The organism is Paenibacillus sp. FSL R5-0407 (genome assembly GCF_038009185.1).
Taxonomy (GTDB): Bacteria; Bacillota; Bacilli; order Paenibacillales; family Paenibacillaceae; genus Fontibacillus; species Fontibacillus vini.
Window position 1 is genome coordinate 2,277,658 of record NZ_JBBPAX010000001.1, and the last position, 7,343, is coordinate 2,285,000.

A 7,343-nucleotide genomic window follows, 5' to 3' on the forward strand; every position below is an offset into this window, starting at 1 on the left:
TTACGCCTTCATTCCTTGACAATTGTCACATTTTGATAGTAGTGTTGCAAGATTTGCCGATAATCATACCCGGCATCCGCCATACCTTTTGCCCCCCATTGGGACATTCCGATTCCATGGCCGTAGCCCTTGCCGACAAACAGAAACTCGTTGGTTTGGTCAATTACGCGTGCAGTGCCGTTACCGTCCATAACCACCATATTTCCTCCATCCCAGCTTTTCACACCGGATGAAGTCAGCAGCGGAGTACCCGAAGCGGCCGTGCCGCTTGACGTCGTGCCCCCTGCACTCTGTACAGTATACCTTCCGGTAGCGGCAATATCAAACAGCGTGCTGGGCAGTCCGTTCAAAGCCGAACGGAAGGCGTCCGGATATTTAACATCCAGGATTTGTCCATTCGCCTTGATCTGGGTAACGCGTCCGGATGGCCCTCTTTGGGTGATTTCCAGATTCAATATCGGTGACGGTGCCTCTGTTGTCGTTTTGCCTTTTAGGGATTTCAACAATTCCGCGGAACTGAATGGCCCTCGAATCCAGGCATACGCACTCGATTCATCCACTTTATCAAGTACAATGGCTTGGTCTCCAGGATTCAACTTGGCTACAGGATCTACGTCCGACTGAATCATCGGAAGGGGCCGAACCATGACGGAAGTCGTTACCGTTAATTTCTGTAATCCGGCAGCGGTCGTGCTTCCCAACGATGCCGTATTATCTTCGCGTACATAACCCGTCGCCCCGTTTGACAGTAGCACATGGTACCATGATTTTAGCGAAGCCTGTACGACCTCGTCCTCCTTGCTCGGCACGCTGGAATACACGGGGTTGTAACTGCCCCATGCTTCCGTAGAATCCGCGGTTACCCCGCCACTGTTGGAAGAAAAGATTCCTTCCACAATTCTCCCGTCAGCCATCATCACTTCCCCGCTCGTACTGTCTACGGCTTGAATAATGCTGTTCGCTTCTTTCTCAGCACCGTTATAAACCTGACTTAAGGTTGTATCTACCAGCCCGGCTATTTTGAATTTATTAAGGGCGGCATTATAAAGGGCATAACTGCGTGCAGCAACCGCCTGAGCCTTTAATGACTCCTGTGGCCATGAGGAGGATACCTCGGCTCCCACAACGGAATATAGGTATTGTTCCAATGATACTTCGTTCACAAGAGCGAGCTGTCCGCTATATCGGCTAATTTCGAAGTCACCACGATATTTTCGAGCGGATCGTTCAACCAATTGAAGAAAAGAATTATCGTCGTTGTCGCGGACTAGAAGAGCCTCATTTCCGCTGAGCTCATAATGCTCTACCGGGGATGGTGTATCTAAATTCAGCGTTACATCGTTGTGAATCAAAATCGATGTTCCCGTCTGTGCGGCAGGTGCCCACGGTATTTGCGGGAAGACTTGAGTCAGCTGCCCCTGTATCGTCCCTAATTCGGCTTCATTGGACGCGCCGCCGACCCAGACGGAATATTGTTGCGGTCCGGTCATAACGGCGGAGGCCTCTGTTCCTTGAGCGCTCAACGTATCAAGCACCGTATCGGCTTCGGCTTTGCTTCCATAACTGCCGGCAGAAACATAGAAATTCCCGTGAACGGACGGTTTTTGACCTTTGATCCAGGACGAAATCGAGCCTGCGACTCTGTCGACGGCTTTCCCAGCTTCTGCTGCATTCGCATATGGTCCGGTATAAACGCGATAAATCGTTCCTCCGCTGCTGTTCTGCGCAAAGGCAACGGGCTTATCGGTCGTACCTTGCAGCTTCTTAATCACAGCCGCCACAGTCTTCCAATCCGAGCTTTCCAAAGCTTTGACTTTATAACCGTCCACGCTGAACCGGGCGGATTGTCCGGGAGCAAACTGAACCCAGTTCTCCGTTCCTGATTGTGGACCTGCTCCCCAAGCCGCATCCCCTTTGATCGTAACCGCAGGGATCGTTGATTTGTAAGTGCTGCCTAGATCCAGGTACATGGCTACCCGAACATGAGGGCCGATTCCTGAGTCGGCGGATGCCGGAAGCTGGATCGCACCGGCCAGAAGAAGTCCGGCCAGTATCCCTTTTCCGCACCTGCTCCACTTGAATTTGATTCCCGAATTAGTTCCTTTCACGCGGTGATTCCTCCTTCATGATGCCAAGCTTATATCCTTATTCGCTCATTATTTCTGTACATCGGGAAGCGGTAAACCCAAATGATTATATGCCGCCGGCGTTACCATCCGCCCCCGTGGCGTCCGCTGTAAAAAACCGATCTGCAGCAGATAGGGTTCATATACATCCTCGATCGTCTGGCTTTCTTCGCCGATCGTTGCCGCGATCGTGTCGAGTCCTACGGGGCCGCCCCGGAAACTCGTAATCATCGCTCGAAGCATCTTATGATCGATCAGATCCAGACCCATCGGATCCACCTGAAGCATCTGTAGCGCTTCTCTGGCGATTTCAGGGGTGATCATTCCGTCGCCCCGCACTTGGGCATAATCTCTTACCCGCTTCAACAGACGATTGGCTATCCGCGGAGTCCCCCGGGATCGGAGCGCAACCTCATCCGCGGCATCCCCGATAATCTCAATTCCCAAAATATCGGCATTGCGCGAAACGATAAAGCTAAGCTCGTCCTGCGTATAAAATTCAAGTCGGCTGACTACCCCGAAGCGGTCGCGCAGCGGAGCTGACAGCAGGCCTGCACGGGTCGTAGCGCCAACGAGTGTAAAAGGAGGCAGGTCCAGCCGGACGGAACGGGCGCTCGGCCCCTTGCCGATCATAATATCCAGCGCGAAATCCTCCATCGCCGGATAAAGAACTTCTTCCACTGTCCGGTGTAACCGATGGATTTCATCGATAAATAGGACGTCGCCCTCCTGAAGATTTGTCAATAAAGCGGCAAGATCGCCCGGCCGTTCAATCGCGGGACCCGACGTCGTCCGTAAATTCACACCAAGCTCGTTGGCGATAATGTTGGCGAGTGTCGTTTTTCCGAGTCCGGGAGGTCCATAAAGCAGGACATGATCCAGAGCTTCTTTGCGCATCTTCGCGGCTTCGATATATATTTTCAAATTTTCTTTGATTTGGTTTTGCCCAATATACTCCGCCAAATAGCGGGGACGCAGGCTCAGCTCGACGGCTTGGTCTTCCATCATCAAGTTCGCGGATATGATCCGGTCTTCCATCATCGCTTTCCAGCACCTCTTTCTTCCAGCCCGTTATCAACCTGCATATAGCAGCTTCAAGGCCTTTTTCATTACCGAATCAACGGCTTCATCCTGACTTACCTGATCCTTAAGCTTATTCCATACACGGTCCAATTCGGGATCGGTATATCCAAGCGCCTTCAAACCTTCTCTCGCTTCAGGCCAGCCCGGGGTTCCGTCTTCGAAAGCGGCCGATGCAGCAGGTACCGGGTCGAATAAAGAAGCCATGCCTCCCATGCCCTCAAGCTTGTCCTTCAAGTCCAGGATCATACGCTGCGCGGTCTTCTTCCCGATTCCCGGCAGCTTCGTCAGAAACGAAATATTCTCCTGATGGATCGCAGCCACCACCGTGTCCGGATTGCCGCCGCTCAATATCCCGAGCGCCACGCGCGGTCCGATTCCCGACACCTCGATCAGCTTGCGGAACAGCTTCTGTTCTTCCCGCGTTGGAAATCCGAACAGCAGAATAGCGTCATCACGGACGTGATGATGCGTGTAAACTGTGATCGAATCTTGATTTTTGGCGGCAAACGCATAAGGGTTCGGACAGAAAACGCGATACCCTATGCCTTGTACATCCAAGACGACATATTCATTTTCAAGGTGGGCAACCTGGCCCCGTAAAAAATCAATCATGATCGCAATACCTCATTCAGCTTGGAATTTAACGTACATGAGTGTGCATGGCAAATCGCTACGGCAAGCGCATCGGCCACGTCATCCGGTTTTGGGATCGCCTGAAGCTTCAGGAACATTTTCGTCATTTCCTGGACCTGCCTTTTCTCGGCCTTTCCATATCCGACGATCGCCTGCTTAACCTGCATCGGCGTATATTCCGCTATAGGGAGCCCCTTCTGCATCGCTGCCAGAACCATAACGCCCCGCGCCTGGCTAACCGACATGGCTGTCGTTACGTTACGATTAAAAAACAACTTCTCCAGCGCCACAGCATCCGGTTTGTATTTGTCGATGAGCTGCACCATGCCTTCATAGACATGCAGCAAACGTTCCTCTTCAGGCGTGTGTGCCTCCGTTTGAATGCATCCGTATTGAACGGGGACACATTTACTGCCCTGCTTATCAATAAATCCGAAACCTACAATCGCGATTCCGGGATCAATGCCCAATATCCGCAAAGTTCAACCTCTCCCCAACCTGCTCAAGTCTTCCGGACAACCTCTTTATTTCAGGAATCCGGGTTTATGTCCGAATAAGCGAACATATGTATTCACTTTATTATAACAAAAGATCGGGACGATTGAGGAAAAAGTTTGTAGAACTTACTTTGAAAACAACTCTGCCATTTCCGCCAAAGCTCAAGTAAACAGCAAAAAGAGGCGTTATTGAATAACGCCCCTACGTTTATACGCATTACTGTTTATTCTGTTGCATCGTTTTCTCCGATTCTTCAACTGCAAAATCGCTGAAAGTGGACAAAACACTGTTGTATTCCTCGACATCCTGAATTCTTATGCCGTTCTTCAATTGCTGCAGCACCTCAGTCGGAAGCGCACTTTCCATAGTTTCCACATCTAATTGAAAAAAGGTTCGGATGACTTTTTCCTGCTTTGGCGGCCCGTCAAAAAGACTCAGATTGCCTTCTTTGTCGATGCCCACATACCCATCGCGGTTGCAAATCTCGGATAATCCTTGAATATGTTCATCAAACCACACATCCCCCCCAGGGCCCAGTCTTCCATCCCAAGTTGGGTGGTCCTTGGCCAATTGGGCAATTTCTGCCGGTCTCATGAGCCCCAACACGGAGCGGTCTTCACCGCATGTATATATTTTATTTAAATGAACAATTCGTACCTGCGCGGTTTCCCGAAGCTCCTCTAACCATTCTTGCTGGGAATCGTCCTGTGCTTGAACATCCCGGAGGGTGCCCAGTGTCTCTAGCGCAAGCGGTTCATTCGTCATCAACTTTTCCATTTGTTCGGACAGAAGCATGCCTATCCAAGCCATCAAAGCCACGAGAGCGCAAGCGCTGATTGTCCATACGGCTCGTTTCATCCGTCTCCAACGTTTTCTGATTTGTTTTTTGGTATGAAAAATATTCACGACGATCCCCTTCTATCGGAGTTTTATGTATATTGTGACCTTGGAGGTCATGAAATATACAACAGAAGAGGAAGAACGGGGAACCGGGCTTCTTATATGCTCAGTTCAATCTTTTAATTCAGTTCATTAGTTTGTGGACAAATAAAAAAACAGCCATCTGCGATGACTGTTTCTGATCGGGACGACACGATTTGAACATGCGACCCCCTGGTCCCAAACCAGGTGCTCTACCAAGCTGAGCTACGTCCCGATATATGCCGGTGAAGGGACTCGAACCCCCACGGTTTCCCTCACGATTTTGAGTCGCGCGCGTCTGCCAATTCCGCCACACCGGCTTATGCAATTATAAAGAAAATGGCGCGCCCTAAGAGATTCGAACTCCTGACCTTTTGATTCGTAGTCAAACGCTCTATCCAGCTGAGCTAAGGGCGCGTATTATGGAGCGGACGACGGGAATCGAACCCGCGACCCTCGCCTTGGCAAGGCGATGCTCTACCGCTGAGCCACGTCCGCAAACAAGTAATAAGACTGGTGAGCCATGAAGGACTCGAACCTTCGACACCCTGATTAAAAGTCAGGTGCTCTACCAACTGAGCTAATGGCTCGCATATGCGAATCTAAGATGAAAATGGCGGAGCCGACGGGATTCGAACCCGCGGTCTCCTGCGTGACAGGCAGGCATGTTAGGCCTCTACACCACGGCTCCACACTAGTAAATCTTGATCCCTTAAAGGGATAATTGCGGGGGCAGGATTTGAACCTGCGGCCTTCGGGTTATGAGCCCGACGAGCTACCGGGCTGCTCCACCCCGCGTCAGTAAAAAAAAGAATATTTACTTGTTAAAGTAAACTATGGTGGAGGCTGAGGGGATCGAACCCCCGACCCTCTGCTTGTAAGGCAGATGCTCTCCCAGCTGAGCTAAGCCTCCATATGTAATGCACTAATTAAGAAAAATGGTGACCCGTAGGGGATACTCTCACTTCGTTCGAGACTGCGATGTAACGCTAACGAAGTAAATGCTCCGACGAACCCCTAAAGGGCTTCTCATCCCCGGAAGTAATGTAATGAATGGTGACCCGTAGGGGATTCGAACCCCTGTTACCTCCGTGAAAGGGAGGTGTCTTAACCCCTTGACCAACGGGCCATAATATGGCTCCCCGAACAGGACTCGAACCTGTGACAACTCGATTAACAGTCGAGTGCTCTACCAACTGAGCTATCAGGGAATATTATGCTTGGCGGCGTCCTACTCTCCCAGGACCCTTCGGTCCAAGTACCATCGGCGCTGGAGGGCTTAACGGTCGTGTTCGGGATGGGTACGTGTGGAACCCCTCCGCCATCGCCACCAAACGGTTCAAGCGTTCTTAATCGCTTGAAAACTGGATACGAAACGTGAATTTGCGGTTAGTCTCCTCAAGTGCTCATATCGGCTTGGTCAGCCTGACGCCACTTTTTGGAGTTGTTTTGGATAAGCCCTCGACCGATTAGTACCTGTCAGCTCCATACATTGCTGCACTTCCACCTCAGGCCTATCAACCTCGTGGTCTTCAAGGGGTCTTACTAGTTGGGAAATCTCATCTTGAGGGGGGCTTCACGCTTAGATGCTTTCAGCGCTTATCCCGTCCGCACGTAGCTACCCAGCTATGCTCCTGGCGGAACAACTGGTGCACCAGCGGTGCGTCCATCCCGGTCCTCTCGTACTAAGGACAGCTCCTCTCAAATTTCCTACGCCCACGACAGATAGGGACCGAACTGTCTCACGACGTTCTGAACCCAGCTCGCGTACCGCTTTAATGGGCGAACAGCCCAACCCTTGGGACCTACTTCAGCCCCAGGATGCGATGAGCCGACATCGAGGTGCCAAACCTCCCCGTCGATGTGGACTCTTGGGGGAGATAAGCCTGTTATCCCCAGGGTAGCTTTTATCCGTTGAGCGATGGCCCTTCCATGCGGTACCACCGGATCACTAAGCCCGACTTTCGTCCCTGCTCGACTTGTCAGTCTCGCAGTCAAGCTCCCTTATGCCTTTGCACTCTTCGAATGATTTCCAACCATTCTGAGGGAACCTTGGGGCGCCTCCGTTACTCTTTAGGAGGC

Annotated in this window: 5 protein-coding genes, 10 tRNA genes and 2 rRNA genes (1 of these 17 running past the window's edge); all 17 read right to left on the reverse strand. The window is 51.3% G+C overall.

From position 1 onward, the window contains the following. Positions 1 to 8 precede the first annotated feature (8 nt). Positions 9 to 2,108 (reverse strand): SpoIID/LytB domain-containing protein, encoded by a 2,100-nt coding sequence (locus NYE70_RS10800; RefSeq protein ID WP_341045960.1) that lies wholly within the window; start codon positions 2,106 to 2,108, stop codon positions 9 to 11. A gap of 48 nt (positions 2,109 to 2,156) precedes the next feature. Next, complete coding sequence (ruvB, locus tag NYE70_RS10805) at positions 2,157 to 3,164, reverse strand: Holliday junction branch migration DNA helicase RuvB (RefSeq protein WP_341047577.1); 1,008 nt, start codon at positions 3,162 to 3,164, stop codon at positions 2,157 to 2,159. Positions 3,165 to 3,200: 36 nt separating this feature from the next. Continuing rightward, positions 3,201 to 3,821 (reverse strand): Holliday junction branch migration protein RuvA, encoded by a 621-nt coding sequence (ruvA, locus tag NYE70_RS10810; RefSeq protein ID WP_341045962.1) that lies wholly within the window; start codon positions 3,819 to 3,821, stop codon positions 3,201 to 3,203. Beyond that, entirely contained in the window at positions 3,818 to 4,321 is a 504-nt protein-coding gene (ruvC, locus tag NYE70_RS10815) for a crossover junction endodeoxyribonuclease RuvC (protein WP_211020177.1), read from the reverse strand. Before ruvC ends, ruvA begins: the two co-directional genes overlap by 4 nt. A gap of 235 nt (positions 4,322 to 4,556) precedes the next feature. Continuing rightward, positions 4,557 to 5,246 carry a BofC C-terminal domain-containing protein gene (locus tag NYE70_RS10820; protein WP_341045963.1) on the reverse strand — a complete coding sequence of 230 codons (690 nt, stop codon included), beginning with the start codon at positions 5,244 to 5,246 and terminating at the stop codon, positions 4,557 to 4,559. A 176-nt stretch (positions 5,247 to 5,422) separates the two neighbouring features. Continuing rightward, positions 5,423 to 5,496 (reverse strand) — tRNA-Pro (locus NYE70_RS10825). A 5-nt stretch (positions 5,497 to 5,501) separates the two neighbouring features. Next, positions 5,502 to 5,581: transfer RNA gene (locus tag NYE70_RS10830), tRNA-Leu, on the reverse strand. A 20-nt stretch (positions 5,582 to 5,601) separates the two neighbouring features. Then, positions 5,602 to 5,678: transfer RNA gene (locus NYE70_RS10835), tRNA-Arg, on the reverse strand. 6 nt (positions 5,679 to 5,684) lie between these two features. After that, positions 5,685 to 5,759, reverse strand: a tRNA-Gly gene (locus NYE70_RS10840). A gap of 16 nt (positions 5,760 to 5,775) precedes the next feature. Beyond that, positions 5,776 to 5,851 (reverse strand) — tRNA-Lys (locus NYE70_RS10845). Between the two features lie 24 nt (positions 5,852 to 5,875). Beyond that, positions 5,876 to 5,952 (reverse strand) — tRNA-Asp (locus NYE70_RS10850). Between the two features lie 33 nt (positions 5,953 to 5,985). Further along, positions 5,986 to 6,059 (reverse strand) — tRNA-Met (locus NYE70_RS10855). A gap of 39 nt (positions 6,060 to 6,098) precedes the next feature. Further along, positions 6,099 to 6,174: transfer RNA gene (locus tag NYE70_RS10860), tRNA-Val, on the reverse strand. Between the two features lie 141 nt (positions 6,175 to 6,315). Continuing rightward, positions 6,316 to 6,390 (reverse strand) — tRNA-Glu (locus NYE70_RS10865). A 6-nt stretch (positions 6,391 to 6,396) separates the two neighbouring features. Further along, a tRNA-Asn gene (locus tag NYE70_RS10870) sits at positions 6,397 to 6,472 on the reverse strand. A gap of 7 nt (positions 6,473 to 6,479) precedes the next feature. Beyond that, positions 6,480 to 6,596 (reverse strand): 5S ribosomal RNA (rrf, locus tag NYE70_RS10875). A 114-nt stretch (positions 6,597 to 6,710) separates the two neighbouring features. Next, positions 6,711 to 7,343, reverse strand: a 23S ribosomal RNA gene (locus tag NYE70_RS10880) (it continues 2,414 nt past the right edge of the window).